Below are 25,229 nucleotides of genomic sequence, written 5' to 3'. Positions count from 1 at the left end.
TCACGGCAACAGTCCGACCTCGGCCTCGGCCGCCGCTGCCAGCGCCCCGGAGCGGACGAGGGCGGTGGCCGCCGCGAGGTCGGGCTCGAACGCGGTGTCGTCGGTGCGGAAGGCGACGCGCTCGCGGACCGCAGCGCGGGCCGCCTCGACGCCGCGCCCGGCCTGGAGCGGCCGGCGGAGGTCGAGGGCCTGCGCCGCGCACAGCGCCTCGATGGCCAAGACGCGCTCGGCGTTCTCGACCACGCGGAGCGCCTTCCGCGCGCCCCACGCGCCCATCGACACGTGGTCCTCCTGGCCGCGACTCGACGGGATCGAGTCGACCGAGGCCGGGTGGCACAGCGTCTTGTTCTCGCTCACGAGCGACGCCGCGACGTACTGCGGGATCATGAACCCGGACTGCAACCCCGAGCGCTCGACCAAAAACGGCGGGAGCCCGTCGCCGCCGTCGACCAGGAGGTAGGTCCGACGCTCCGAGATCGACGCCCACTCGGCGACGGCGATGGCGGCCGTGTCGAGGGCGAGCGCCAGCGGCTGCCCGTGGAAGTTGCCCGCCGAGACCACGTCCGGTTTGCCCTCGACGTCGAACACGAGCGGGTTGTCGGTCACGCTGTTCAGCTCGCGCTCGACGACGGCCGCGGCGAAGGCGAGCGCGTCGCGGCTGGCGCCGTGGACCTGGGGCACGCACCGGATCGAGTACGGGTCCTGGACGCGGTCGCAGCCGGCGTGGCTCGGCCCGATCTCGGACCCGGCGAGGGCCCGGCGGACGGCCTCGGCGGTCTGGGCGTGGCCGGGGTGCGGGCGGAGCGCGGCCACGCGCGGGTCGAACGGCCGGGCCGACCCCAACCGGGCCTCCAGCGTCATCGCCGCGACGATGTCGGCGGTCGTCGCCAGCCGGGCGGCGCGGGCGGCGACCTCGGCGGCGAACGCCAGCATGAACTGGGTCCCGTTGATGAGCGCGAGCCCGTCCTTGGCGCCGAGCGCGACGGGTTCAAGGCCGGCGTCCGCCAGCGCGTCGGCGGCCGGGACCGGGCCGGCCTCGCCCCACACGGCGCCCTCGCCGACGAGCACGAGCGCGAGGTGCGCGAGCGGCGCCAGGTCGCCCGAGGCGCCCAGGCTCCCCTGTTCCGGGACGACCGGGATCAGGTCGTGGTCCAGGAGATCGAGCAGGCCCGCGACGACGGCCGGCGACGCGCCCGAGAACCCGAGGCCGAGCGCGTGCGCCTTGAACGCCACCATCCGCCGGGTGATCGGCCTGGGCACCGGCGGGCCGACGCCGCAGGCGTGCGACCGGAGCAGGTTGAGCTGGAGCCGCTCCACGTCCGCCGGGCCGATCCGCTCGGACTTGAGCGCGCCGAAGCCCGTGTTGAGCCCGTAGTGCGCGTGGCCGTCCGCCAGCGCCGTCTCGACCCGCCGACGGCTCCGGGCGACGCGCCCGTCGGCGTCCGCGAGGTCGGCGCGGAGGGCGTCGAGCGACGCGGCGAGGTCGGCGTCGAGCGTCGCGAGGCGGAGGCCGTTAGCCATCGGAGCGCAGGCGGTCGCCGGCGGCGAGGATCCATTCGGCGTTTTCCTCCACGCTGTCCCAGTCGCCCTCGGCGCCCTCGGCGCGCGCTCGGACGTACCGGCCCAGGCTCTCCGTCAGCGCGAACAGCTCGTCGGTCATCTGGTCGACCGCCTCCGAGGGCGAGCCCGAAGGGACGCGGTCGGGGTGGAAGGGCGGGATGCCCTCGAGCCGGGCGTACGTCTCGAGGTGAGCCGCCGCCGTCCCGGCCCAGAACGAGACGCCGCTCAGGGTCTCGACCGCGCGCGGCGCGTCGAACGCGGCGTCCGCGGTTTGGAGCGAGCGCACGTCCCGAGCGAGGGTCGTGGCCTCCTGCGCGGCGTCGAGCGCCTGGTCGAGGACCCAGCGCGTGCGGACGTCCGTCGAGTCCGTCTCGGCGGTCGCCGAGGCCGAGACGCCGGGCGACGACTCGCAGGCGACGACCGAGCCCGCGAGCAGAGACAGCGCGAGGAGGGCCACGGCCTGGCGGCCGAGCCCAGCGGTTCCGTCGTGGGAGTTCGTCATCGTCACGGGAGGCTGGGGAGGTCGAGGCCGTGCTCGCGGGCCGTCTCGATGGCGACCTCGTAGCCGGCGTCGGCGTGGCGCATGACGCCGGTGCCGGGGTCGGCGGTGAGCACGCGCTGGAGGCGCTCGCCCCCGGCGTCGGTCCCGTCGGCGACGCAGACCATCCCGCTGTGCATCGAGTACCCGATGCCGACGCCGCCGCCGTGGTGGAGGCTCACCCACGACGCCCCGCACGCCGTGTTAAGGAGCGCGTTCAAGAGCGGCCAGTCGCCGATGGCGTCCGAGCCGTCGCGCATCCCCTCGGTCTCGCGGTTGGGGCTGGCGACTGAGCCCGTGTCGAGGTGGTCGCGGCCGATGACGAGTGGCGCGCTGACCTCGCCCGAGGCCACCATCGCGTTGAACCGCGCGCCGGCCCGGGCCCGTTCGCCGACGTCGAGCCAGCAGATCCGCGCGGGCAGCCCCTGGAACTGGACCTTCTCCTGGGCCAGCCGAATCCACCGCGCCAGGTGCTCGTTCTCGGGGAAGAGGGCCAGGAGCGCCGCGTCGGTCGCGGCGATGTCGGCGGGGTCGCCGCTCAGCGCGGCCCAGCGGAACGGGCCCGAGCCCCGGCAGAAGAGCGGGCGGATGTACTCGGGCACGAAGCCCGGGATCTCGAAGGCGTCCGTCCGCCCGCGGCGGTCGGCGACCTGGCCGCGCAGGTTGTTGCCGTAGTCGAAGGCGACGGCGCCGGCCCGCTGGAGCGCCAGCAGCGCCGTGACGTGCGCCTCCATGCTGTCGAGCACGGCCTCCTCGTACGCCGCCGGGTCGGCGTCGCGGAAGGCGGCGGCCTCGCTCATCGAGACCCCGGCCGGGACGTAGCCGACGCGCAGGTCGTGGGCGCTCGTCTGGTCCGTCACCACGTCCACCCGGACGCCCCGCCGCACCAGCTCGGGCAGCACCTCGGCCGCGTTGCCGACGAGCCCGACCGACAGCGGCTCGCCGTGCTGGCGTGCGCCCTCCGCCAGGTCCAGCGCTTGGTCGAGGTCGTGGCTGATGCGGTCGCAGTAGCCGGTCTCGACGCGCCGCCGGATCCGCCCCTCGTCCACGTCGATCCCCAAAAACGCCGCGCCGTTCATGGTCGCCGCGAGTGGCTGGGCGCCGCCCATCCCCCCGAGCCCGGCCGTGACCACGAGACGGCCGCTCAGGTCGCCGCCGCTGCCGTCAGCGGCGGCGAAGTGGGTCCGGGCGCAGGCCGCGAACGTCTCGTACGTGCCTTGGAGGATGCCCTGGGTGCCGATGTAGATCCACGAGCCGGCCGTCATCTGACCGTACATCGTCAGGCCGGCCGCTTCGAGCTCGCGGAAGGCGTCCCACGTCGCCCACCGGGGCACGAGCCACGAGTTGGCCAAGAGCACGCGCGGCGCCCGGTCGTGGGTGCGGAACACGCCGACGGGCTTGCCGCTCTGGATCAGCAGCGTCTCGTCGTCCTCCAGCCGGCGGAGCGTCTCGACGATGGTGTGGAACGCCGGCCAGTCGCGGGCGGCCTTGCCCGAGCCGCCGTACACGACCAGGTCGTCGGGCCGCTCGGCGACCTCGGGGTCGAGGTTGTTCATCAGCATCCGCAGCGCGGCCTCCTGGTGCCAGCCCTTGCACGAGAGGTCGGTGCCGCGCGGCGCGCGGATCGTGGGCGTGTCGACGGTCATGGCGGTGGGGCGGGTCCACCCACAGACTAGGCGCCGGGACCGCGCGAGCCCAGACCCGATCCACAGCAGTGACCGGCATCCGCCGTCGATCCGTCGGAGATTGCGGCCCGCCGCCGACGATCTTACCGACATGGACGCTCTCGACCACCGCCTCTTGCACGAGGTCCAGCAAGACGCCCGCCTGACCTACGCCGAGCTGGGCCGCCGCGTCGGCCTGTCGCCGCCGGCCGTCTCGGAACGGTTGGCCCGGCTCGAAGCCGACGGCGTGATCACGGGTTACCACGCCGCCGTCGACCCGGCCCAGCTGGGGCGGCCCGTCCAGGCCGTGCTCCACCTCCAGGTCGACCGCGCGCGCTACGGCCGGAGCCTGGAGCGGATCTTGGAGCTCGACGAAGTCTTGGTGTGCCACCGAACGACGGGCAGCTCGTCGCTGCTGATGGTCGTGGCGGTCGCCTCGATGGAGGCGCTGGAGGCCCTCATCGACACGCTGCTCCCGCTCGGCGAGCCCGTGACCCAGATGATCCTGTCGACGCCCGTCGCGCGCCGACCCGTCGCGCCGCACTGACGCCCACGACCACCGCAACCTCCCCTCGCCCTGTCATCCTGAGCGCGAGCGAGGGATCTCGACTCGGGCTTCCAGGACTCCAGCACCGGTACTGGAAGCCTGAAGGTTCGGCGTTGAGATCCTCCACTCCGTTGGCTGCGCCGTCGCTGCGCGGTCCGGATGACAAGGTAGAGGGAGTACGCGCTCGCCCTGCGCTGACGTCGGCGAGCGGCGCGTATCTGGCAACGCGGGAGGTACCTTGGCCGCTCTCTCTCCTCCATGGCGTCATGGCTTGCGACGTCAAGATCCTCTCCCAGTCGAGAACGGCGCTCCTCATCGGGACGGGTCACGTGACGGGCTACGAGCTGGCAGAGGGGTGCACCGAGATGGTCGAGGACGCGCTCTGGAACGACGGGTTCAACGAGGTCTGGGACCTCTCGGCCGCCCGCGCGGTGGACATTCAACCCGACGGGCTCGACGAGCTCGTCAGCTGCATGCACGTCTACGCCGACCGGGTTGGGCACAACCGGGTCGCGTTCGTGACCACCAAGGAGACGGTGCGCATCCTGCTGCGCCTGTTCGAGCAGCTGACGCGGGACCTCGACCGGAGCTACCACACGGCCCCGTCGCGAGACGAAGCGGCGCTCTGGCTCGGCCTCGACCCCCGGGCGCTGGCCGAGGCGTGATACCAGGTCCCGGAGTTTGTGCCTCACGCTCGGGCGACGGCCCCTCACCCTGTCCCTCTCCCAGAGGGAGAGGGGACGCCGGGAGCGGCCTCGCGGTGACGAGCGGCCAGAGGCACAAACCATCAGAGCCGGTATGAGGCCGCTCAGCCCGTCGACTGCATGGCGGCGGCGATGGCGTTGACGGACAGCAGGAGCGACCGGCGGAGCGCGTCGCTGGGCGCGTCGGTCGCCCGCCAGCGGCGCATCAGGTCGAGCTGGACCAGGTTGAGCACGTCGGTGGCCGGGTTCCGGTAGCGGATGGTGGCCGCGATGGCGCGCTTCGGGTCGAGCAGCGTGTCGCGGCGGACGACGCGCAAGAGCGCCGTCTCGGCCCTAGCGAACTCGGCCTCGACCGACTGGAACGGCGCCGGGCTCGCGCCGGACGCTTCGGCGAGCGCGCTGTACCGCCGGCCGACGACCAGCCGGGCCCGCGCCATCTCCCGGAGCGCGTTGCCCGTGATGGCCTGGAAAAAGGGCCACTCGTCCTGGAGCTCGCGCAGCAGCGCGAGGTCGTCGCCGGTGATCGCCTCGGCCAGCGCCGCGCCGACGCCGTACCAGCCGGGCGCCGTGTAGCGCGGCTGGGTCCACGAGAACACCCACGGGATCGCGCGGAGCCCCGCGAAGTCGAGCTCGCCGACGCCCTTCCGCGAGATCGGCCGCGACGCAATCGAGAGCCCGGCGATGTGGGCGATGGGCGTGGCCGCGGCGTACCACGGCCAGAAGTCGTCGGCGTCGATGAGCGCGCGGTAGGCGTCCATCGAGCGGTCGGCCAGCCGCTCCATCAGCGCGTGGGCGTCGTCGGACGGAGCGGCGGCGGCGTCCGGCCGGCGCTCGGAATCCGCGAGGGCGCCGAGCTGGGCGTGGACGATCTGCTCCAAGTGACGCCGCGCGATCCCGGGGAGCGCGTAGCGGAACGAGATGACCTCGCCCTGCTCGGTGAAGCGGATCCGCCCGGTCTGGGCGACGGGCGGCATGGCGCGAATCGCCTGCCCGGCGCGCCCGCCGCCGCGCCCGACGGTCCCCCCGCGCCCGTGGAAAAACCGCAGGTCGACGTCGTGCTGGCGGCACGTCTCGGCGATGGCGCCCTGGGCCTTGTGGAGCGACCAGTTGGCCTGCCAGTAGCCGCCGTCTTTGTTGGAGTCGGAGTAGCCCAGCATGACCTCCTGCATCCCCCCGCGCGCGCGGAGGTGGGCTTGGTACACGGGGTTCTGGAACAGCGCCGCCAGCAACTCCGGCCCGGCCTCCAAGTCCGCAATCGTCTCCAACAACGGGACCGCGTCGATGGGGCTCTCGACTGTCCCATCCGCGAGGCGCCGCCACAGGCCGACCTCCTTCGCCAGCAGCAGCACCTCGAGCATGTCGCTGACCGCGTCCGTCATCGACACGATGGTCGAGCCGATGGACGCCGGCTCGGCCTCGATGGCGGCCTTGGCCACACGCAGCGCCGAGAGCACCCGGTCCGTCGTCTCGCCGACCTCGCCGCCGAGGCGGATGAACGGGCGCGGGTTCGCCAGCTCGCGCGTCAACAGGGCCACCCGGTCGGCCTCGTCCAGTCCCGCGTAGTCCGGCTCGACGTCCGCCCGGTCCAAAAGATCGGCGACGGCCGTCTCGTGGAGCGCGCTGTGCTGGCGCAAGTCGAGCGCGGCGAGGTGGAACCCGAACGTCGCCGCCCGAACCCGGGCGTCGGCGAGCGCGCCCGACTCGGCGAGCGACCCCAGGCCGGCCGCCTCCAGGCTCTCGGCGATGTGATCGAGGTCGGCGCGGAAGGCGGCGGCGTCGTAGGCCGGCGCCGCGCCCGGGCTGCGCGGCTGGCCCGAGTCGCCGTCGGGCAGCGTCTCGATGAGCCGGTCGAGCGTGTGCGCCATCTGCATGACCTTGAGGCGGATCGGCTCGTGGGCGTTCTGGCGCCACCGCCGCTCGGGCAGCGGCGCCGTCTCGCGCCCGGCCTCGACCGAGTCCCAGAGCGCGTCCGGGAACGTCACCTGCTGGTCGCTCACCGACAGGTCCAGGCGGAGCTGGTCGAGCCCGCGGCGGTGGAGGCGGAGCGCGTCCTCGCGGTGGGCGCGCAGCGTCCAGGCCGTCACCTCGGCGGTCACATTCGGGTTGCCGTCGCGGTCGCCGCCGATCCACGAGCGGTAGCGCAGGAACGGGGGGAGATCTGCCGGGGCGTCGCCGTAGCTCTGGCCCAGCGCGCGGCGGAGGTCGGCGTGGATCCGGGGGACGACGTCCCAGATGGTCGTGGCCACGAAGTAAAGGCCGTGGCGGACCTCGTCGCGAACGGTCACGGCGGCCGGCCGCACCTCGTCGGTGGCGAGGAGCAGCCGGAGCCGGTCGAGCGCCTCGGCACGGGCGGCGTCGATCTCGGCCGGCGTGAACGTGCCCTCCGGGGCCGTCAGCCGGTCGAGCGCGGCGGCGGCCTCCTGCTGGTGGAGCAGGACCGTCCGGCGCCTCGCCTCGGTCGGGTGCGCCGTCAACGTCGGCTGGATGTCGAGCCGGCCGATGAGCGCGAGCGCCTCGTCCCGCGTCCGCCCGGCCGCCTTGAGATCGGCGACGGCCTCCTGGACCGACTCGCCGCGCGGGGCGTCGGCGCTCGCCTCCATCTCGCGCTCGCGGTTGACGCGGACGATCTCGATCTGCTCGGCCTTGTTGACCAGGTGGAAGTACGCCGTCAGCGTCCGCAAGACGGCCGTCAGCGTCTCGACTGACTCGCCCTCGATCTCGGCCCCGAGGGCATCGAACGCGGCGGGCCCGTCCTCGCGGACGCGGTCGAGCCAGCCGGCGGCGAGGTCGGCCGGGCCGTCGCCGTAGCGCTCGCGCGCGACCTGGAGCACCAGGCGCTCAACGAGCGCGACGCGGCGGGCGTGGACGTCGGTGAGCCCGGCGGAGCGGGCGGCCTCGAGGGCGGAGTCGGGCACGGGGGACGGGCAGACGGGACCGCCAAGGTACCCGCCTCTCCGCCCGAGCCTACCGCACGACGACCAGCCGGCGGCTCGCGGACGCCACCGCCCCGACGGCTCGGACGAGGTACACGCCCGCCGGCAGCGCCGCCGTGTCGACGGCCAGCTCGGCGCCGTCGGCGAGCGGGCCGTCCCAGAGCCGGGCCACGCGCCGGCCCCGGACGTCGAACACGTCGACCGTGACGTTCTGGGGGCCGTCGAGCGCCAGCGTCAGCCGGGCCCGGTCGCCGCTCGGGTTCGGCCGCGGGGCCGAGAGCGCGAACCCGGCGTCGACGCCCGGCTCGACGGCGACGATCTCGCGCCGGACCTCGCCGTCGAGCCACCCCATCCGGTTGCCCAGCCAGGCCTTCAGGAAGCCCACGTCGTCGGCGTACGACTCGCCGATGTGGGCGTTGGGCCAGACGTAGACGCCGTGGATCGGCCACCGCTCGAAGTTGCGGGCCTGGGCCTCGTCCAGCAGCGCCACGGTCGCGTCGATCTCGGCCATGAGCGAGTCCGTGTGGAGCGGGCCCGTGCGGAGCTCGTCCCACCGCGCCCGGAGCGCGGCCCGGAAGCCGGCGCTCTCGGACAGCTTCGGCCACCAGAACGGGACGGGGTACTCGTACGGCAGGGCAAAATCGACCTGGAGCCCCGTGTTCCGGTGGCCGTCGTAGTAGTCGGCGTTGCCGAACGCGAGGTTGAAGTCCCACACCGGCCCGGCGTGGAGCCGGGGGTCGTTCGAGTCCTTGTCCTTGTGGAAAAAGGAGCTCAGCCGGTACCCGTCGACGTTCCGGCCCACCTCGGTCACGATAAAGAAGTCGACGAACGAGCCCAGGTCGATGAACGCCGGGTAGCCCACCTCCGGGTCCTCGAACTGGTCCGAGGCCATCGCCGTCTCGAACGCCGTCATGAACCCCTCGATGTAGGCCGCCTGCTGGGGCACGATGTCGTCGGCGTCGGGCACCTCGAACTGGTAGAAGACGGGGAGCCCGGTGGGCGCCGGCGGCGGGAACGGCGACGTCCACCCGATGGCGGGTGACCTCTCCGTCGTCTTGTCGAGCGAGAAGATGTAGCCGCCCGTGAGGTCGTCGCCCTCGACCTCGTCCTCCTTCAGCTTGTTGATGTCGACGCGCACGTCGTCGCGCTTGATCTTCTCCATGAACACGTAGACGCCCTGGTACCGGCCGTTGAGGACGACCTCGCAGAACCGGGTCCGGCTCGCGTACCGGCCCATCCGCCGGGCCAGGCCGTACGCGAGCACGTTGCGCATGAGCGTCTTGTCGCTGTACGGGGCGTAGAGGACCCAGTCCTCCTCCTCGGGGAAGCCCAAGAGCGAGACGTCAAGGTCCTCGCCGCCCTCGGTCCGCGTCTCGATCCCGTACTGCTTCTTCGGGAACCGCTGCGAGCTCGACCCCCGGACCTCGATCCCGATCCACCCGTCGTAGTCGTTGGGCGGGTCCGTCACGGCGTTCCGCTGGCCCGGCCCGTTGTCGACGATCCGCATCCGGGCCGTGATCTTGGGCTCGTCCGGGATCTCCGCGCCGTCGGTGTCGATGAGGACGATGGGGAGGTTCGACGACGTGAACTCGACGTCCTGTGCCAGCGCGGGCGCGGCGACGAGGAGGAGGAGCAAAAAGCGGCGCATGGGGACGACAGCAGGTGGTGGGATCAACGGCGACGTGCCGCTTGGACCGGAAAAGATCCGACGAGCGGGGGTACGCGGTGGGCACATCGCGGTGCCCCCGGGTCCCGACGTCCGCCCTCAGGCCACCGCCAGCCTCCTCGTCCGGCGCACGTTCGGCTGGCTCCGGGGGACGCCGAGCAGGTGCTCCCAGTCGGCCACGACGCGCGACGTGCGGAACGCGGGCGGGGTGGAGACCGCCGGGCGGCCCTCGTCCCACCACCGGGCCAGGCGCCGGGCCGCCGCCTCCGGGTCCCGGGCGTCGACGAGCTGGCGCCGCTCGCCGGGCGACTCGGCCAGGACCTCGCGGGCCGCCGGGTGCGGATGGGCCAGGACCGGCGTGCCGACGGCGTTCGCCTCGGCGAACCCCAGCTCGAACGTGTCCTCGGCCGCCGCCTGCGGGGAGAACACGGCGAACGCCTGCCGGACGTGGCGGACCACCTCGCGGTGCGGCAAAGGACCGAGCGAGACCACGTTGGGCAGGCCCGGCGCCGGCCCGCTCCCGCAGCCGGCGACGTAGAGCCGGGCGCGGGGGCGGCGGGCGCGGACGGGCCCGAAGGCCCGGAGGACCTCGTCGAGCCCGTCGGGGCGGTGGGCGACGACGACCAGCTTGTCCGGGTCGACCGGCGTGTCGTCCGGCGCGAGCGCGTCGTCGACCGGGCTGTGGACCCGGGCCGTCCGAGCCCCGCGGCCGGTGGCGCCGAGGGTGTCCCGGACGATGGCGCGGTGGGCGTCCGACACGCAGACGATGGTCGCGTCGGTCGCGACGGCCGTCTCGCCCAGGGCCCGCCGCTTGCTCCCAGGCGTGCGGTGGACCCACAGCGCGAGCCGGGCGTCCTGGAAGCGCTTCCGAACCCGGGCCAACACTTTGTGCTGCCGGAGCACGACGACGGCGTCCGCGCTCGGGAGGTGGTCCCACCGCCCGTAGTAGTCGAACGGGACGTAGGCCACGCCGCCCGGCGACCGCGACGGCCACCGCCGCCCGCACTGGGCCACCGTCACGCGGTGGCCGCGCTGGGCCAGCCCCTCGGCCACCCGGACCACGCTGGCCTCGGTCTCGCCGAGAGCCCGGTCGAACAGCGCCCGGGCGTCGTACGAGCGGGGGCACACGGGGTCGATAAACAGCAGGCGCGTCACGGGACGGCAGAGGGGGGACCCGCAAGGTGCGGCGCCCACGCCAGCGACGCCATCGGGGACGGCCCGGGACCGGATCGGGCGCGGCCTGACCGTGCCCCCGCCGGCCCCGCCAGGGCGAGCGCGTTCTCGGCCTGGTCGGCTCGCTGGGGACGGCGCTCGGCACGTCCGTCGGCTTCTGGGTGGCCGGCGTGGCGCTCCCGGCGCTGCTGGGATAGAGAGGGCGGAAGGGGTGGAGGGGCCGGAGGAGTTCTCTTTCCATCCCCTCCGTCCCCTCCAGCCTTTTCATCCTCCCCCGCTCGCCGGCGCTCCCGCCAGCCGTTCAGGTCCGGTCGTACCCCCGCAGCGTCTCCCACCGGAAGAGACCCGACCCGTGGCCGTCGCCCCAGACGATCTGCAAGGCGTAGTGGCCGGCCGGGCGGAGCTCCCGGATCTCGTACGTCATCAGCGACGGGAGCTCGAACACGACGGGGTCGACGGGCTCGGCCATGCCCGCGTGGCCGCCCCGGCACTCGGCGCACGGGCAGGCGCGGCGGAGCCCCTCGTACGAGTAGACGGACACGTGGCCATCCGCCCACTCGACCGTGAGCTGCTGGTCCTCGGCGGAGGCTTCCAAGCGGACGGGGCGGGGCGGGTTACTCGGGCCAGACAAAGCGTGTGGGGCCGCACGGCGCGACCAGGCGCTCGCCGTCGGCGGTGGGGAGGGCGTGGAGGTCGCGCGGCCAGTCGTCGCGGAGGAGGTGGAGCGCCGCGAGCGCGGCGACGGCGGCGTCCCACTCGTGGTCGGTTCCTGTGCGGACCTCGACGCCGAGCACCGCGCCGAGGTCGGCGTCCATCGAGCGGGCCTCGACGGCGTAGTCGTAGTGGCGGTGCCAGAAGGCGCGGTAGAGCGCCTTCGGATGGGCCTCGGTGATCGGCACGTCGGCGTCGCGGGACCGGGCCGCCAGCAGGACGGCCATCCCGCCCAGGCTCATCGACCCGTAGAGCGAGTTGGGCGAGGCGACGCTCCGCTGCGAGGCCGGGTACGCCGCGCGGAGCCAGCGGTCGGCGGGCCGCCAGCCGCTCGGGCCGGTCGACCAGCACGTCAGCGTGTCGGCGCCGACGGCGAGCGGGGCCTCGGCCTCGACGAGGCGGACCACGTCCTCGACGGTCCCCATCGTGGCCACGTCGAGCGTCCGGGGCTCGCCGGCGGCCACGGTCAGGCGGGCGACGCCGTGCTTCCCGTTGCCCCCGGGGTCGTAGCCGAGGACCGTGCCCGTCACAAGAACAGGTCCGGCATGAACTCGGTCGCGCCCGGGGTGACGGCGTAGCCCGAGAGGTCAGTGACGCCGGCCTCCGCCAGCACCTCGTCGTCGATGAAGAAGTTGCCGGTGCGGGTCGACGGCATCGTGAGCACGGCGTGGGCCGCGTCGGCCATGATGTCGGGGGTCCGGCTCAGGTCCATCATGGCGTCGCCGCCGAGCGCGTACTTGACGGCGGCCGTGGCGATCGTCGTCCGCGGCCAGAGCGCGTTCGCCGCGATCCCGTCGTCCTTCAGCTCCTCGCCCCAGCCGAGCACGCACATCGACATGCCGTACTTCGAGATCGTGTAGGCGAGGTGGGGGCCGAACCACCGGGGGTCCAGGTTGAGCGGCGGGCTCAAGACCAGGACGTGCGGGTTCCGGCCGGCCTTGGCGCTGGCGGTCAGGTGCGGGAGCGCCGCCTGGGTCACGCAGAACGTGGCCCGCGTGTTGACCTCCTGCATCAGGTCGTAGCGCTTTATCGGCGTGGCCTCGGTCCCGGCCAGGAAGATGGCGCTCGCGTTGTTGACCACGACGTCGATCCCGCCGAACCGGTCGGCCGTCTCGGCGATGGCTTGGGCGACGCGGTCTTGGTCGCGGGCGTCGACCTGGAGCGCGAGCGCCTGGCCGCCGGCTTGCTCGATCTCGGCGGCGACCGTGTGGATGGTCCCGGGCAGCTTGGGGTGCGGCTCGGCCGTCTTGGCCGCGATGGCCACGTTCGCCCCGTCCGTAGCGGCCCGGATCGCGATGGCCCGGCCGATGCCGCGGCTGCCGCCGGTGAGGAAGATCGTCTTGCCGGAGAGGGAGGCCATGCGCGTGGGGAGGGGAGGCGGGAAGGTAGGCCCGGCCCACGCGGGCGAGGTCTCAGGACAGGGCCATCGCTCCTTCCCGAAGGAGCTCCCCCTCACACATACGGCACATGCGGGTGGAGAGGGGACGCCGTCGGGAGAGGCCGCGACAGCCCTGGGTCTCAGGAAACCATCAGGGCCGTGGGTCGCTCGACGCTCGTATATAGGCCCCAATCCCTGGCACCCCTTCTTGACAATGACCGCCCTGGCCCTGTCCGACGACCCCGATCCGTCGAGCCTCATGCGACCCGACCCCGACCGCCTCCACAGGTTCGCCGACCGCCTGGCGACCGACGGCGAGGCGGACCTGTCCCACCTCGTCCACCGCGTCGCCGACGACGTGAAGAAGGCGCTCCGGTCGGGCTCGGATCAGGCCGAGCCGAGCGCGGCGAGCAGCGCCTCGGCGTCGGTGGCGTCGTTGTAGACGTGGGGCGACACCCGCAGGACGCCGCCCCGGACCGAGACCGACACGCGGTGGGCGTCGAGCGACCGGCGGACCGCGTCGAGTGACGCCCCGTCGGGCGGGCGGAGCCCGAACAGGTGGCCGGCCCGGTCGTCGGCCGCGCCGTAGCCGAGCGCGCGCGCGCCGTCCACGATCCGGTCCGAGAGCGCCCGGCAGGTCTCCTGGACGGCGCCGACGCCCCACGCCAGGATCTGGTCGAGGCCGGCGGCCAGCATCGGGAGCAGGATCGGGTTCGACCGCTCACCGACGTCGAAGCGGACGGCGCCTGGGGCGTAGGCGTCCTGGTAGTCCGTCAACCCGTCGAAGCGGTCGCTGCCGGCCCTCCCGATCCAGTTCTCCTCGAGCGGGCGCCCGTCGCGGAACCGCTCGCCGAGCCACAGCGCGCCCATCCCGTACGGGCCGAGCAGCCACTTGTAGCCGGCCACCGCGAGCGCGTCCGGCCGGACCTCGGCGACCGACAGCGGGAGGGCACCGACCGACTGCGTCCCGTCGACCACGAACGCGGCGCCGGTCTCGCGGCACCGCACGCCGACGGCCGCCAGGTCGAACACGATCCCGTCGGCCCAATGGACGTTGGGGACGGCCACGAGCGCCGTCTCCGGCCCGATGGCGTCGAGCAGGCGCGCGTTCCACTCGTCCGTCCGGCCCGGCGTGCCGAGCGGGCCCGGCGCCTCGACCGTCCGCACCTCGGCGCCGGCCTCGGCCGCCAGCCGGCGCCAGGGGTAGACGTGGCTCGGGAACTGCTCGGCCACGACCACAACAGTCTGCCCGGCCTCGACGGTCAGGTTCTGGGCAACGGTCGCCATCGCGTACGAGACGGCCGGGACGAGCGCGACGCGGTCGCTGCCGTCGGGGTCGTCCAGGAGTTGGGCAACGAGCCCGCGGACGCGGTCGGCGGCGTCGAAGAACGAGGCCGGGCCGAGGTCGGTCGGGACCCGCTTGGCGCGGACGCCCTCGATGCCGGCCGCCTCGACCGACCGGAGCAGCGGGCTCATGTAGGCCGCGTTGAGGTAGTGGAGGTCGTCGGGCAGCGAGAAGAGGTCGGCCTGGGGAGCGAGCACGGAGGCGGCGGAGGGGGACGCGGAAAGTAGACGAGCCCCGAGGGCCGCGCCGTCGCGAGCCCGCAGCCGGCAGGCCGAGCGCACGCCCGAACGACGCCTCGGCACTGGCTGGCGGCCCCCCGTCCGCACGCCCCTCGCTCCGCTCAGCGGGCGGACGGTCCCCCTCGAAGGGCAGGGCCGCTACGTTCTCAGGCGCGAGTCGTATCCCTACACAAAACGACAGTCATCCCCGCGCACGCGGGGATCCATAGGGGGGGCGCTCGCCGAGACGGAGCACCCGATGGATTCCCGCGTGCGCGGGACCGCGAAGCGACGGCGCCAGTCAATGACGGCTGTTGTTTGTATGGCCGACAAAGAACCTAACGGCCCTGCCCTTGAGGGGGAACAGCTCCCCGACCTGGGAGCCCTTCGGCTCCGCTCAGGGCGGGCTCCGCGACTGGAAGGGGAGCAGGGGGTCCGGGCCGGAGGCGGTTCAGCATGGGGTCGCCCGGCCGCGCTGGGTTCGCGCCTCGTCCCGCCAGCGGCTCTAGCTTCGGCCCGTCCCCCGACGTCTCCATGCCCCGCCACGCCGACGCCCTCGCCCGCGCCGACCGCCAGTCGCCCACCGCCCTCCGCCGGAGCGACCGCGGCGCCGACGACGCCTGGATCCGCGAGCGCCTGCGGACGGCCGCCGTCGGGACGCTCGCGACCGCGCGCGACGGGCGGCCGTTCCTCAACACCAACCTGTTCGTCTACGAGGACGACGAGGGCGACGGGCTCGGGACCATCTGGCTCCACACGGCCCACGTCGGGCGGACGGCGGCCAACGTCGCCCTCTTCGCGCCGGCCCCGGTCTGCTTCTCCGTCTTCGAGATCGGCCGGCTCCTCCCGGACGACCGCGCGCTCGAGTTCTCGGTCGAGTACGCCGGCGTCGTCGCGTTCGGCTCGGGCTGGGTCGTCGAGCGCGCCGACGAGCAGCGGCACGGGCTCGCGCTCGTGATGGCGAAGTACGCCGCCCACCTCGCACCCGGCGCCGACTACGAGCCGCCCACCGACGCCGACCTGGCGCGGACGGCCGTCTTCCGGATCGACGTCGAGGCGTGGTCCGGCAAGACGAAGGCGGCGCCCGCCGACTTCCCCGGCGCGTACACCTGGCCCGACGTCGGGGCGCCCGCGCCGTGACGGACGCCGACCGCCGATGACCCGCCCGTCTTTTTTGCGGACGCCGCGCTTGCGCTCGGCCGCGGCCCCGTTCGCGGCGAATGGCGTCCTGTACGGGACGTGGGCCTCGCGCATCCCCGAGATCCAGGAGCGGACGGGGCTGGGCGAGGGGGCATTGGGGCTGGCGCTGCTCGGGATGGCGGCCGGGCTCGTCGTGTCGGCGTCGGCGGCGGGGCCGCTGGTGTCGCGGCTGGGGGCGCACCGGGTGACGCTGGGCGCGCTCGCCCTCTTCGCGGTCGTCGTGTTCGGGCCCGGGCTGGCGGTCGGGTTCGGGTCGCTCGCGGCCGTGCTGGTCGGCGTCGGGCTCGCGAGCGGGCTGCTGGACGTGGCGATGAACGCCTGGGCCGCCGAGGTCGAGGAGGCCGACGGCGTGACGATCCTGGGCGCGTGCCACGGATTGTTCAGCCTGGGCGGCATGGTCGGGGCCGGGCTGGGCGCGGGCGCGGCGGCGCTCGGCGTCCCCCTCGTGGCCCACTTCGGCGGGGCCGGGGTCGCGTTTGCCGGCGCGGCGCTGGCCCAGGGGTGGGGTGTCCGCGAGCCGGCGGCGGTGCGGGAGGGGACGGCAGACGAGCCGGTGATCGCGTTGCCGACGGGGCCCGTCGCCGGGCTGGCGGCGCTCGCCGTCTGCGGGCTGGTCGTCGAGGGCGCGATGGCGGACTGGGGCGCCGTGTTCCTTCGCGAGGTGCTGGCGGCGTCGCCGGCCGTGGCCGCGCTCGGGTTCGCGGCGTTCTCGGCGACGATGGCCGCCGCCCGCTTCGGCGCCGACGCCCTGACCGACCGCGTCGGCGACGCGACGCTGGTGCGGGCCGGCGCGGCGCTGGGCGCCGTCGGGCTCGTCGTGTGCGTCGTCGCGCCGGCCGTGGCCGTGGCCGTCGTCGGGTTCGGGCTGGTCGGGCTCGGGTTCGCGGCCGTCATCCCGGCCCTGTTCCGGGCGGCGTCGCGGGCGCCGCTGCCGCCGGGCGTCGGGATCGCGGCCGTCGCGAGCGCGGGCTACCTCGGGTTCCTGGCCGGCCCGCCACTCCTGGGGTTCGTTGCCGAGGCCGCCGGCCTGCGGACGTCGTTCGGCGTCCTGGTCGGGCTGGCGGTGGTCGTCGCGGCGGGTGCGGGCGCCGCGTTCCGCCGCGTCCGGGCACCCGCTGGCGCGCCGGCTCAGGCGTAGGTGTCGCGAAGGCTCTCGACCCGCAGCCGGCTGGCGACGTCGGCGACCGGGCAGGTCGCCGAGCGCAGCGTGATCATCCGCGGCTCGCCGGGCCGGAGGTGGAAGACGTTGTCTGAGAGCCAGACGTCGGCGCCGTCGACCGCGACCGTCGTCCACAGGGCCGGGCGCCGGGCGGCGAGCGTGACCCGGACGCCGTCGCCCTCAGCCTCGACGTGGGTCTCGATCTCGGGGTCGCGCAGGGCGAGGTGCTTGGGCCGAGCGAACAACACGAGGTTGCGAGCGAGCACGTCGCCATCGACGTCGAGGGCCAGCCACAGCATTAGCCCGCGCGGCGTGTGTTCCTTGATCTCGTCGGCCAGGTCGATCTCGCCGGCCAGCGTGTTCGCGGCCGGCGCAGCCTCGACCGGCTGGCGCCCCTGGCGGACGACGGCGCCGTCGAGGTCGGTCAGCGTCCACACGACGGCACCGGCGACCGGCTCGCGGAGGTCGCTCGTGACGTGCAAGACCACGCGCGTTCCGTCCTCGACGCCCGACACCAGCAGGGGCGCGTAGAACCGGCGCGCGAGGTGGTGGAGCGCTTTCCACCGCCCGACATAGTCGATGGACGACCAGCTCGCGACCGGCCAGCAGTCGTTGAGTTGCCAGTACAGCGTGCCCATCCCGCGCGGCATCGACCGCCGCCAGTGCTCGACGGCGTGCTGCATGGCGAGCCCCTGGAGCACCTGGCTCAGCCGCAGCGTCTGCCCGAAGTCGGTCGGCAGGCGGAACCAGTCGAGCAGGTAGTGCAGGATGAGCGCGTTGCCGGGCGGGCTCCGCTGGTGGCACTCCATGACGTAGCTCGTCACGTTCCGGTCCTCCGGCTCCGTAAACGCCTCGACCGTCCGCAGCTCGGGGAACGACTGGAAGCCGAACTCGGAGCAGAAGCGGTGCTCGCACGTCCGGTACCACTCGAACGGCTTGCGGCCGTGCCACACGTCCCACAGATGGGCGTCGCCGCGCGCGTGATCGTTGAACTCGTCGCGGTTGCCGGGCGAGTGGGGGCTGCCGGGCCAGTAGTCCGTGCCCGGGTCGAGGTCGCGGACGACATCGGGCAGGAGACCGTTGAAGAGACGGTCGTAGTCGTGCCAGCCCATGTGCTCGTCCGTCCACCCGTCGCCGACCAAGCCCTGCTCGATCTCGTTGTTGCCGCACCACAGCGCGAGCGAGGCGTGGTGGCGGAGGCGCCGGACGACGTCGCGAGCTTCGGCGCGGACGGTCTCGCGGAAGGCCGCGTCGTCGGCCGGGTAGGCGGAGCAGGCGAACAGGAAGTCCTGCCAGACGCACAGCCCCAGCCGGTCGCAGGCGTCGTAGAACCCGTCGGTCTCGTAGACGCCGCCGCCCCACACGCGGACCATGTTCATGTGGGCGTCGGCCGCGCTCCCGAGCAGGTGGTCGGTCTGCTCCGGCGTCACGCGCGTGACGAGCGCGTCGGCCGGGATCCAGTTGGCGCCCTTGGCGAAGAACGGGACGCCGTTCGCCTCGAAGCGGAACGACTCGCCCCAGGCGTCGGGCTCGCGCACCAGCCGGAGCGTGCGGAGACCGACCTGCCGCTCCCCCACATCGACCGGCACATCGACCGGGCCCTCCTCGGAGAGCACCTCGACGCGGACGGTGTAAAGTGGCTGCTCGCCCATCCCGTTCGGCCACCACAGCGCCGGGTCGGCCACCTCGATCTCGAAGCGGGCGGTGTCGCCCGTGACCGGCGCCTCGGCCCCGGCCACCTCCGCGCCGTCGAGGGCGACCGTGCACACGGCCCGGAGCGCCGCGTCGGACGAGCGCTCGACCGCGACGGCGACCGAGAGGTCGACGGCTCCCGAGCGATGGCGCTGGCGGACCCAGACGTCGGAGACCCGGGCGACCGGGACCGCCTCCAGCCAGATCGACCGCCAGATCCCCTGCGTCACCAACACCGGCCCCCAGTCCCACCCGAACGTCGCCGGCGACTTGCGGACGTAGGCCCGTCCGGCAGGCTCGAGCACGCCGCGCCACTCGGGCAGCGCGCGCTCGGCCTGCCGCTCGGCCAGGACCGGGAGCGGACTTCGGAACGCGACCTCGACGACGTTCTCCCCGGGCCGGAGGTGCTCGCGGACGTCCCAGCGCCACCGGCGGTGCATGTTGTTGACCTCGGCCACCGGCGTTCCGTTCAGCCGGACCGTGGCGAGCGTGTCCAGCCCGTTCGCACACAGGAGAACGCGAGGGGCATCGAGCACCTCTTCCGGCACCGCGACCACGCGCCGGAACGTCCAGTCGGTGTTGCCGACCCACTGGACGTGCCGCTCGTGGTCGCCGACGAACGGGTCGGGGATCCGGCCCGCCGCGAGCAGGTCGAGGTGGATGCTGCCCGGGACGGTCGCCGGGACTTCGGAGCCGTCCGACCCGACGGCGGTCCACGCCCCGTCCAACGGCACCCGCGCCCCGCTCACGCCCCCGGCGCCGCGCACGACGCGCGAACGACGAGCGTCGTCGGCAGCACGACGACCGACGACGCGCGGTCGGGGTCCGCCACGCGCTGGAGCAGCAGGTCCGCCGCCGTCCGGCCGATCTCGTAGGCCGGCTGGCGCACCGTGGTCAGGGGCGTCGTGACCAGCTCGACCCAGGGCGGGTCGTCGAAGCCGACCACCGAGAGGTCGTCGGGGATCCGCAAGCCGAGCGCCTGGGCCGCCGTCAGCGCGCCCATCGCCATCACGTTGTTGCCGGCGAACAGGGCCGTCGGCCGGTCGGCCGATTGGAGGAGGTCGAGCGAGAGCGTTTGCCCGGCCTCCTTCCGCGGCTCGCCGGTGCGGACCAGCTCCTCGGCGACCGGGACGTCGTGCTCGCGGAGCGCGCGGCGGTACCCGTCGGCCCGCTCGCGGCTGGTCGAGAGGTCGAGCGACGCCACCACCAGCCCGATCCGCCGGTGCCCCAGCCCGATCAGGTGGGACACGGCGTCGAAGGCGCCCTGCTCGTTGTCGACGACGACCGTGTCGAGCCCGTCGATCTCGGGCCGCCGGTCGAAGCAGACGACGGGGAAGCCGAGCGCGTCCGGGTGGTAGGGCACCGGCGACCCGTCCGAGAGCGGGGGCAGGATGGCCCCGGCGGCGGCCTCCTGGCGGAGCACGTCGAGGTAGAACCGCTCGCGGTCGAGGTCCTCGTTCGTGTTGGACAGGATGACCGCGTAGCCCTCCGCGTAGGCCCGGTCCTCGACGCCCCGGACGATGCCGGAGTAGAACGGGTTCTCGATGTCCGGGATCAGGAGCCCGAAGATCTGGGCGTGCGTGGACCGCCCCCGGAGCCGCCGGGCCGCCCGGTGCGGCGTGTAGCGGAGGTGCCGGATGGCCTCCTCGACGCGAGCGCGCGTGTCGGCGTTGACGCGGCCCGGCTCGTTGATCGCCCGCGAGACCGTGCTGAACGACACGTTCGCTCGTGCCGCGACGTCCTTGAGGGTGGCCATGAAGTGCGAAGCGAGGGGAGACGTCCAGACGTCCGGCGGCGGGAGAAGGTAACGGAGTGCGCCCGACAGGCAGACCGCAGCCTACTACGCCTCGACCTGGCGATGCTTCCCCCGTCCAAGAACCTTCCGGCGGCACGGGCGCGGGGTCGCTCGGGCTGGGGGACGAGCTCCACGCCTGGCTCGCGCCCGAACCCGGACCGCTCGTTCGGAGTCCGGAGGGCGACCTCCCCACGCGACCCGGCGACCCTCCCCACGTGACCCCCGAGCCGAGACCATGAGCACCGTCCGCTGGGGCATCGTCGGCACGGGGGGAATCGCGGGGGCGTTCGCCCGCGAGTTCCCCCACATCGAGAACGGCGAGGTGGTCGCGGTGGCGTCGCGGACGGCCGAGCGCGCGGAGGCCTTCGCCGGCGAGCACGGCATCGCCCACGCCCACGGCTCGTACCAGGCGCTCTACCACGACCCCGAGGTCGACGCCGTCTACGTGGCCACGCCGCACTCGCTGCACGCCGAGAATGCGGCCGACGCGCTCCGCGCGGGCAAGGCCGTTTTGTGCGAGAAGCCGCTCACGGCGACGCCCGACGAGGCCCGCGCGCTCGTCGACGTCGCCCGCGAGACCGGCGGCTACCTGTTGGAGGGGATGTGGACCCACTTCCTCCCCGCCGTCCGCACGGCCCTCGGCTGGGTGGCCGAGGGCCGGATCGGGACGGTCCTCCACGTCAAGGCCGACTTCGGCTACCGCCACCCCTACGACCCCGCCCACCCCGAGAGCCGGATGTACAACCCGGACCTGGCGGGCGGCGCGCTCTTGGACATGGGCGTCTACCCGGTCTCGCTCGCCTGGCTGTTCCTCCAGCGACACCCGACCGCCATCTCGGCCGTCGCCCACCGCGCGCCGACCGGCGTCGACGACGACGTGACGATGCGGTTCGACTACCCCGACGCCGTCGCGACGCTGGCGACGTCGTTCCGCGGTCGGCTCCCGAACGCGGCCTGGGTCATCGGCGACGAGGGGACGGTCGAGATCCCGGACTTTTTCCGCGCCCGCGCGTGCTCGCTCTGGCACGGCGACGAGCGCGTCGACCACTTCGACGACGGGCGCGAGAGCCTCGGCTTCGAGTTCGAGGTCCGGGCTGCTGGCGAGGACATCCTGGCGGGGCGGCAGCAGTCGGCCGTCGTGCCGTGGGCGTCGAGCCTGGCGGTCCAAGACCACCTCGCGCGGGTGTCGGACGCGATCTAGAGCCGGTGCCCTCCCGAGTCCGGTTGCTCCGGCGCCGGCCAGCGTGGGAGCGGACACTTCCTCCTCCCACACTCCACCCGGATTCGGTCTCAGTCGCCGCGCAGCACCTCGTCCACCACGCGGACGTTGGCCAGCGCCCACGCGGTGTCGTCGGCCGTGTAGCCGCTCCAGAGTAGGGTGTCGTCGGCCATCGGGTACTGGCGGTAGGTCGAGAACCGGACGCCGAGGTCGGCCTCGGGCACGTCGGCGCGGCGGCGGGCGACGGCGAAGCGGTACATCCGGTTGGACAGCAAGAACAGGTACGTCTGGCCGGCGAACGTCGGCGTCTCGCGCTCGCGCTGGCGGACGACGAGCGTGTCGCCGGGCGCGACGCCCTTGTACGTGTCGAGGACGCGGACGAGGGCGCTGCCGCGGAACCCGTCCTCGGGCGCGTCGCCGGGCCGCATCTCGATCACCTCGGCCCGGACGACCAGGTCCGCCAGCAGCGACTGCTCTTCGAGCGGGCGCTCGTCGGCCGCGATCGCGTGGAGCACGTCGACGCCCGCGTCGATCAGGGCCACGACCTGGTCGACCGTGACGCCGTGGGCGACCAGGAAGAACGCGAACCGCTCGGCGCGGTCGCCGTGGTCGGCGCGCGGCGCGTCCGGCTCGGTCTGGCGGAGCGCGTCGAAGAGAACGCCGCGGAGCGTGAGCGCGTCGTCCTGGAGGTTGAGGCGACCGAGGAAGGCCGCGCGGTCGGCCGCCGTCGCCGGCTGGGCCGCGGCGGGCACGGCCAGCACGAGTGCGAGCGCGAGGAGGCGGGCCGGCATCAGCGCGTGTTGGGGATGATGAGCACGACCACGTCGCCCGGCGCGACCGTCTGGCGGTCGAACAGCGTCTCGCCCTCCGAGCCGACCGTCTCCATCTCGAACGTGATCGGCGTGGCGCCGCCCTCGAACAGCGACGGTGGGAGCGTGAACGACTTCGAGCCGCCGGCCGCGACCCGCCCCAGTCGGACACGGCGGCCCGGGCTCCGGGCGAACAGCTCCATGCTCAGCCAGTTCCGGTTCTGGACCTCGACCTCGGCCGTGGGCCCCTCCGCGAGCTCCTCGGCCGAGCCGGCGCACCCGGCGAGGAGGGCCACCGCGGCGAGGGACAGGAAGGCGACGCGCATCGGTGGAAGGGCTTTCGGAGCGGGAGTCTACGACGGAGTCGCAACGTTATCATCCGACCCTCCCGCACCGCCAGCGTCCGGGAGCCGCCCGCTCGATGACGCCACGCGCCCGCCTCCTCGCCCTCCTGGTCGCGCTGTCGGCGCTGGTCGGCGGAGAGGTTCGGGCCGAGGTCGTCGAGAACGAGCGCTACACGGGCGAGAAGACGCTGATCCGGTGGGCGTTCTGGGGCGGCGAGGAGACGGTCTCGCTGTTCCGCGAGATCGGGCAGCGGTTCGTGGAGGCCCACCCCGAGATCGCCGTCGACATCACGATCTACCCGTGGGGCCAGTACTGGCAGAAGCTCCAGACGCAGACGGCCTCGGGCCTGGCGCCCGACGTGCTCTCGATCTACACCGGCCAGGCCGGCATCTGGATCAACCACGGCGCGCTCCGCCCGCTCGACGACCTGGCGCGCGGCGTCGACCGCGGCGCGTTCTACCCGGGCGCCATCCAGAACTTCGAGTGGGACGGCACGCTCTACGCGCTCCCCATCGAGATGGCCGTCTACACGATGGTTTACTCGGTCGACCGCCTGGAGGAGCGCGGGATCCCGCCGAGCGAGTGGCCGCACGAGACCGAGCCGATGTCGTGGCAGGCGTTCAAGGACCTGATGGGCCGGCTCACCTTGCGCGACAGCCGCGGGGCGCTGATCCAGTACGGGATGGGCAACAGCTTCTTGGCCTCGAACAGCGTCCTGGTGCCGATGTACGGCGGCGACTTCCTCGACCGCCGCATCAACCCGACCCGGCCCACCGTCCGCGGCAACGACGCGCTGCGCCGCGGCCTCGTCGAGACCTGGACGACCCAGTACGCCGACCGCCTGCTCGTCCCGACGTCGGTGTTCAAGACGGCCGGCATCGGGGGCGACGACGTGCTCCAGTCGCCGACCGTCGCGAGCGCGTACCTCGGCCCGTGGGTGCTCAAGGGGCTCCACGAGCAGGGCCTCCGCTACCGCACCGCGCCGATCCCCAAAGGCTCCGACCCCATCCAGACGATGACCGTCAACGGGGTCGGCATCTACAAGGACTCCGAGCACCCGGCCGAGGCGTGGACGTTCATCCAGTTCCTGGCGGGGCCGGTGGCCCAGGGCCTGATCGCGAGCGAGCTCCGGGGGGTGCCGGCGCTCCGGGCGGCGGCGCCGTCGCTCGTCGACAACCGCTACGGCGTGCCGGGCCTGGAGGCGTACCTCGTGGGCCTGGACGACGCGCAGCCGGTGCGGACGGCCTCGAACACCTACATCGAGAAGGCGGTCGGGATCTGGCAGGAGCGCGTCGACACGATCCTGGACCAGGAGCACGAGCGGCGGCTCCGCCGGCTCCAGGCTCAGGGCGACGGGACGGTCTCGGCCCAGGCGCTCCAGGACTACCGCGACGGCATGGCCGCCTTCGTCGAGCAGACCGTCGACGCCCAGCTCCCGCTGCTAGCGGCCGACCTCGACGGCGCCTTCGCGCGCGCCTCGAGACCCCAGGCGGGCGTCGGCCAGCGCGTCGTGGTGCCGCTCGTGATCGTGCTGCTCGCGCTCGCCGGGCTCGGGGCGTACCTGCTCTACGTCCGCCGCCAGGAGACGACGGAGCTGACGGACGGGACGGGCCGGCACTCGCCGGTCGCGGCCTACCTCTGCCTCTCGCCCTGGCTCGTCGGGTTCGCGTTCTTCACCGTCGGGCCGATCCTGGCGTCGGTCGTGCTGTCGTTCACCGAGTGGAACATGATCACGGCGCCGCGCTGGGTCGGCGCCCAGCACTACGGCGACCTGTTTGCGGACCGCTACTTCGGGCTGGGCATCCAGAAGACGTTCGGGTACGCGGCCCTCGTCATCCCCATCTCGACGATCGGCGGGATCGCGACGGCCGGCCTGCTCACGAGCAGCGTCCGGGGCGCCGACTCGTTCAAGGCCATCTTCTACTTCCCGTCGCTGTTCACGGGCGCGGCGGCGGCGGTCCTGTGGGTGAACATGTTCCACAAGGAGTACGGCATCGTGAACCGCTTTGTCGAGGCCCTCGGCGGGCTGCCGATCAACTGGCTCGACGAGGCCCACGCCTTCTACACGGTCGTCCTGATGAACGTGTTCTGGATCGGCGGGGCGACGATCATCTACTACGCGGGGATGAAGCAAATCCCGCGGTCGCTCTACGAGGCTGCCGAGATCGACGGGGCGAGCGCACTCCGCCGGTTCTGGAGCATCACGCTGCCGCTGCTCTCGCCGGTGATCCTGTTCATGGTGGTCATGACCACGATCGGCGCGTTCCAGGTGTTCACGCCGGCCCTGTTCTTCGTCAACTACCCGTCCGAGATCGGCGGGCCCGGCGACTCGCTCCGGTTCTACGCCGTCAACATCTACGACGAGGCGTTCAACAACCTGCACATGGGGAAGGCGTGCGCGTGGGCGTTCGTCCTGTTCCTGATCATCTTCGCCGTGACGATGGTGCAGCTCAAGGTGTCGAAGCGGTTCGTGTACTCCGAGGCGGAGGGGTAAAGCATAATGCGTGATTCGTGATGCGTGATACCAAATCCGGCAGGAGTGTGGGGGTATGGGAAGAGGTGGAGCCCCGACC

21 protein-coding genes are annotated in these 25,229 nt (G+C 73.4%); 7 read left to right on the top strand and 14 right to left on the bottom strand.

Going from position 1 to position 25,229, the window contains the following annotated elements:
• Genes hutH through hutU form a run of 3 tightly spaced genes read right to left on the bottom strand, consistent with a single transcriptional unit; the run spans position 1 to position 3,744 of the window.
• Positions 1-1,521: a histidine ammonia-lyase gene (hutH, locus tag ACOOHE_RS01580; RefSeq protein ID WP_420456049.1), complete on the bottom strand. Its 1,521-nt coding sequence runs from the start codon at positions 1,519-1,521 to the stop codon at positions 1-3.
• Positions 1,514-2,062, bottom strand: a complete 549-nt coding sequence (locus ACOOHE_RS01575) for a hypothetical protein (RefSeq protein WP_420456048.1) — start codon at positions 2,060-2,062, stop codon at positions 1,514-1,516. Before ACOOHE_RS01575 ends, hutH begins: the two co-directional genes overlap by 8 nt.
• A gap of 2 nt (positions 2,063-2,064) precedes the next feature.
• Positions 2,065-3,744: a urocanate hydratase gene (gene hutU / locus ACOOHE_RS01570; protein WP_420456047.1), complete on the bottom strand. Its 1,680-nt coding sequence runs from the start codon at positions 3,742-3,744 to the stop codon at positions 2,065-2,067.
• Positions 3,745-3,874: 130 nt separating this feature from the next.
• Between hutU and ACOOHE_RS01565 the strand changes: the two genes are divergently transcribed.
• Positions 3,875-4,309: an Lrp/AsnC family transcriptional regulator gene (locus ACOOHE_RS01565; protein WP_420456046.1), complete on the top strand. Its 435-nt coding sequence runs from the start codon at positions 3,875-3,877 to the stop codon at positions 4,307-4,309.
• Positions 4,310-4,575: 266 nt separating this feature from the next.
• Positions 4,576-4,974, top strand: coding sequence for a hypothetical protein (locus ACOOHE_RS01560; RefSeq protein WP_420456045.1), 399 nt, complete (start codon positions 4,576-4,578; stop codon positions 4,972-4,974).
• 143 nt (positions 4,975-5,117) lie between these two features.
• Here ACOOHE_RS01560 and ACOOHE_RS01555 read toward each other — a convergent pair whose 3' ends face one another.
• The 6 genes from ACOOHE_RS01555 to ACOOHE_RS01530 form a co-directional block, all read right to left on the bottom strand.
• Entirely contained in the window at positions 5,118-7,928 is a 2,811-nt protein-coding gene (locus ACOOHE_RS01555) for a phosphoenolpyruvate carboxylase (protein WP_420456044.1), read from the bottom strand.
• Positions 7,929-7,977: 49 nt separating this feature from the next.
• Entirely contained in the window at positions 7,978-9,594 is a 1,617-nt protein-coding gene (locus ACOOHE_RS01550; protein ID WP_420456043.1) for a CotH kinase family protein, read from the bottom strand.
• A 117-nt stretch (positions 9,595-9,711) separates the two neighbouring features.
• Positions 9,712-10,767 (bottom strand): glycosyltransferase, encoded by a 1,056-nt coding sequence (locus tag ACOOHE_RS01545; RefSeq protein WP_420456042.1) that lies wholly within the window; start codon positions 10,765-10,767, stop codon positions 9,712-9,714.
• A gap of 319 nt (positions 10,768-11,086) precedes the next feature.
• A complete protein-coding gene (locus ACOOHE_RS01540) occupies positions 11,087-11,380 on the bottom strand; it encodes a DUF971 domain-containing protein (RefSeq protein ID WP_420456041.1) in 294 nt (97 codons plus the stop codon).
• A 19-nt stretch (positions 11,381-11,399) separates the two neighbouring features.
• Positions 11,400-12,026: a hypothetical protein gene (locus ACOOHE_RS01535; protein ID WP_420456040.1), complete on the bottom strand. Its 627-nt coding sequence runs from the start codon at positions 12,024-12,026 to the stop codon at positions 11,400-11,402.
• On the bottom strand, positions 12,023-12,856 hold the full coding sequence (locus tag ACOOHE_RS01530) for an SDR family oxidoreductase (protein ID WP_420456039.1): 834 nt from the start codon (positions 12,854-12,856) through the stop codon (positions 12,023-12,025). Before ACOOHE_RS01530 ends, ACOOHE_RS01535 begins: the two co-directional genes overlap by 4 nt.
• 232 nt (positions 12,857-13,088) lie before the next feature.
• On the opposite strand from ACOOHE_RS01530, the gene ACOOHE_RS01525 reads away from it, so the two are divergent.
• Positions 13,089-13,316, top strand: coding sequence for a hypothetical protein (locus ACOOHE_RS01525; protein WP_420456038.1), 228 nt, complete (start codon positions 13,089-13,091; stop codon positions 13,314-13,316).
• On the opposite strand, the gene ACOOHE_RS01520 is transcribed toward ACOOHE_RS01525, so the two are convergent.
• Positions 13,262-14,416 carry an aminotransferase class V-fold PLP-dependent enzyme gene (locus ACOOHE_RS01520; RefSeq protein WP_420456037.1) on the bottom strand — a complete coding sequence of 385 codons (1,155 nt, stop codon included), beginning with the start codon at positions 14,414-14,416 and terminating at the stop codon, positions 13,262-13,264. The genes ACOOHE_RS01525 and ACOOHE_RS01520 overlap by 55 nt on opposite strands.
• A 555-nt stretch (positions 14,417-14,971) precedes the next feature.
• Between ACOOHE_RS01520 and ACOOHE_RS01515 the strand changes: the two genes are divergently transcribed.
• Together ACOOHE_RS01515 and ACOOHE_RS01510 are read left to right on the top strand one after the other, a co-directional pair.
• Positions 14,972-15,577, top strand: coding sequence for a pyridoxamine 5'-phosphate oxidase family protein (locus ACOOHE_RS01515; RefSeq protein ID WP_420456036.1), 606 nt, complete (start codon positions 14,972-14,974; stop codon positions 15,575-15,577).
• Positions 15,578-15,593: 16 nt separating this feature from the next.
• Positions 15,594-16,775 carry an MFS transporter gene (locus ACOOHE_RS01510; protein WP_420456035.1) on the top strand — a complete coding sequence of 394 codons (1,182 nt, stop codon included), beginning with the start codon at positions 15,594-15,596 and terminating at the stop codon, positions 16,773-16,775.
• On the opposite strand, the gene ACOOHE_RS01505 is transcribed toward ACOOHE_RS01510, so the two are convergent.
• Positions 16,766-19,255, bottom strand: coding sequence for a beta-mannosidase (locus ACOOHE_RS01505; protein ID WP_420456034.1), 2,490 nt, complete (start codon positions 19,253-19,255; stop codon positions 16,766-16,768). The two genes, ACOOHE_RS01510 and ACOOHE_RS01505, sit on opposite strands and share 10 nt — an antisense overlap.
• Complete coding sequence (locus ACOOHE_RS01500; protein ID WP_420456033.1) at positions 19,234-20,244, bottom strand: LacI family DNA-binding transcriptional regulator; 1,011 nt, start codon at positions 20,242-20,244, stop codon at positions 19,234-19,236. Before ACOOHE_RS01500 ends, ACOOHE_RS01505 begins: the two co-directional genes overlap by 22 nt.
• Before the next feature lie 274 nt (positions 20,245-20,518).
• Between ACOOHE_RS01500 and ACOOHE_RS01495 the strand changes: the two genes are divergently transcribed.
• Positions 20,519-21,484 carry a Gfo/Idh/MocA family protein gene (locus ACOOHE_RS01495; protein ID WP_420456032.1) on the top strand — a complete coding sequence of 322 codons (966 nt, stop codon included), beginning with the start codon at positions 20,519-20,521 and terminating at the stop codon, positions 21,482-21,484.
• A gap of 89 nt (positions 21,485-21,573) precedes the next feature.
• Here ACOOHE_RS01495 and ACOOHE_RS01490 read toward each other — a convergent pair whose 3' ends face one another.
• Together ACOOHE_RS01490 and ACOOHE_RS01485 are read right to left on the bottom strand one after the other, a co-directional pair.
• Positions 21,574-22,293: a hypothetical protein gene (locus ACOOHE_RS01490; RefSeq protein ID WP_420456031.1), complete on the bottom strand. Its 720-nt coding sequence runs from the start codon at positions 22,291-22,293 to the stop codon at positions 21,574-21,576.
• Positions 22,293-22,637, bottom strand: coding sequence for a hypothetical protein (locus ACOOHE_RS01485; protein ID WP_420456030.1), 345 nt, complete (start codon positions 22,635-22,637; stop codon positions 22,293-22,295). Before ACOOHE_RS01485 ends, ACOOHE_RS01490 begins: the two co-directional genes overlap by 1 nt.
• Positions 22,638-22,732: 95 nt before the next feature.
• Between ACOOHE_RS01485 and ACOOHE_RS01480 the strand changes: the two genes are divergently transcribed.
• Complete coding sequence (locus ACOOHE_RS01480; RefSeq protein ID WP_420456029.1) at positions 22,733-25,150, top strand: extracellular solute-binding protein; 2,418 nt, start codon at positions 22,733-22,735, stop codon at positions 25,148-25,150.
• The last annotated feature ends 79 nt before the right edge of the window (positions 25,151-25,229 follow it).

This window comes from Rubrivirga sp. (genome assembly GCF_965213695.1).
In the GTDB taxonomy this organism is placed as follows: domain Bacteria; phylum Bacteroidota; class Rhodothermia; order Rhodothermales; family Rubricoccaceae; genus Rubrivirga.
Note: the sequence above shows the minus strand (reverse complement) of the source record. Positions and strands in the feature narration are given on the sequence as shown.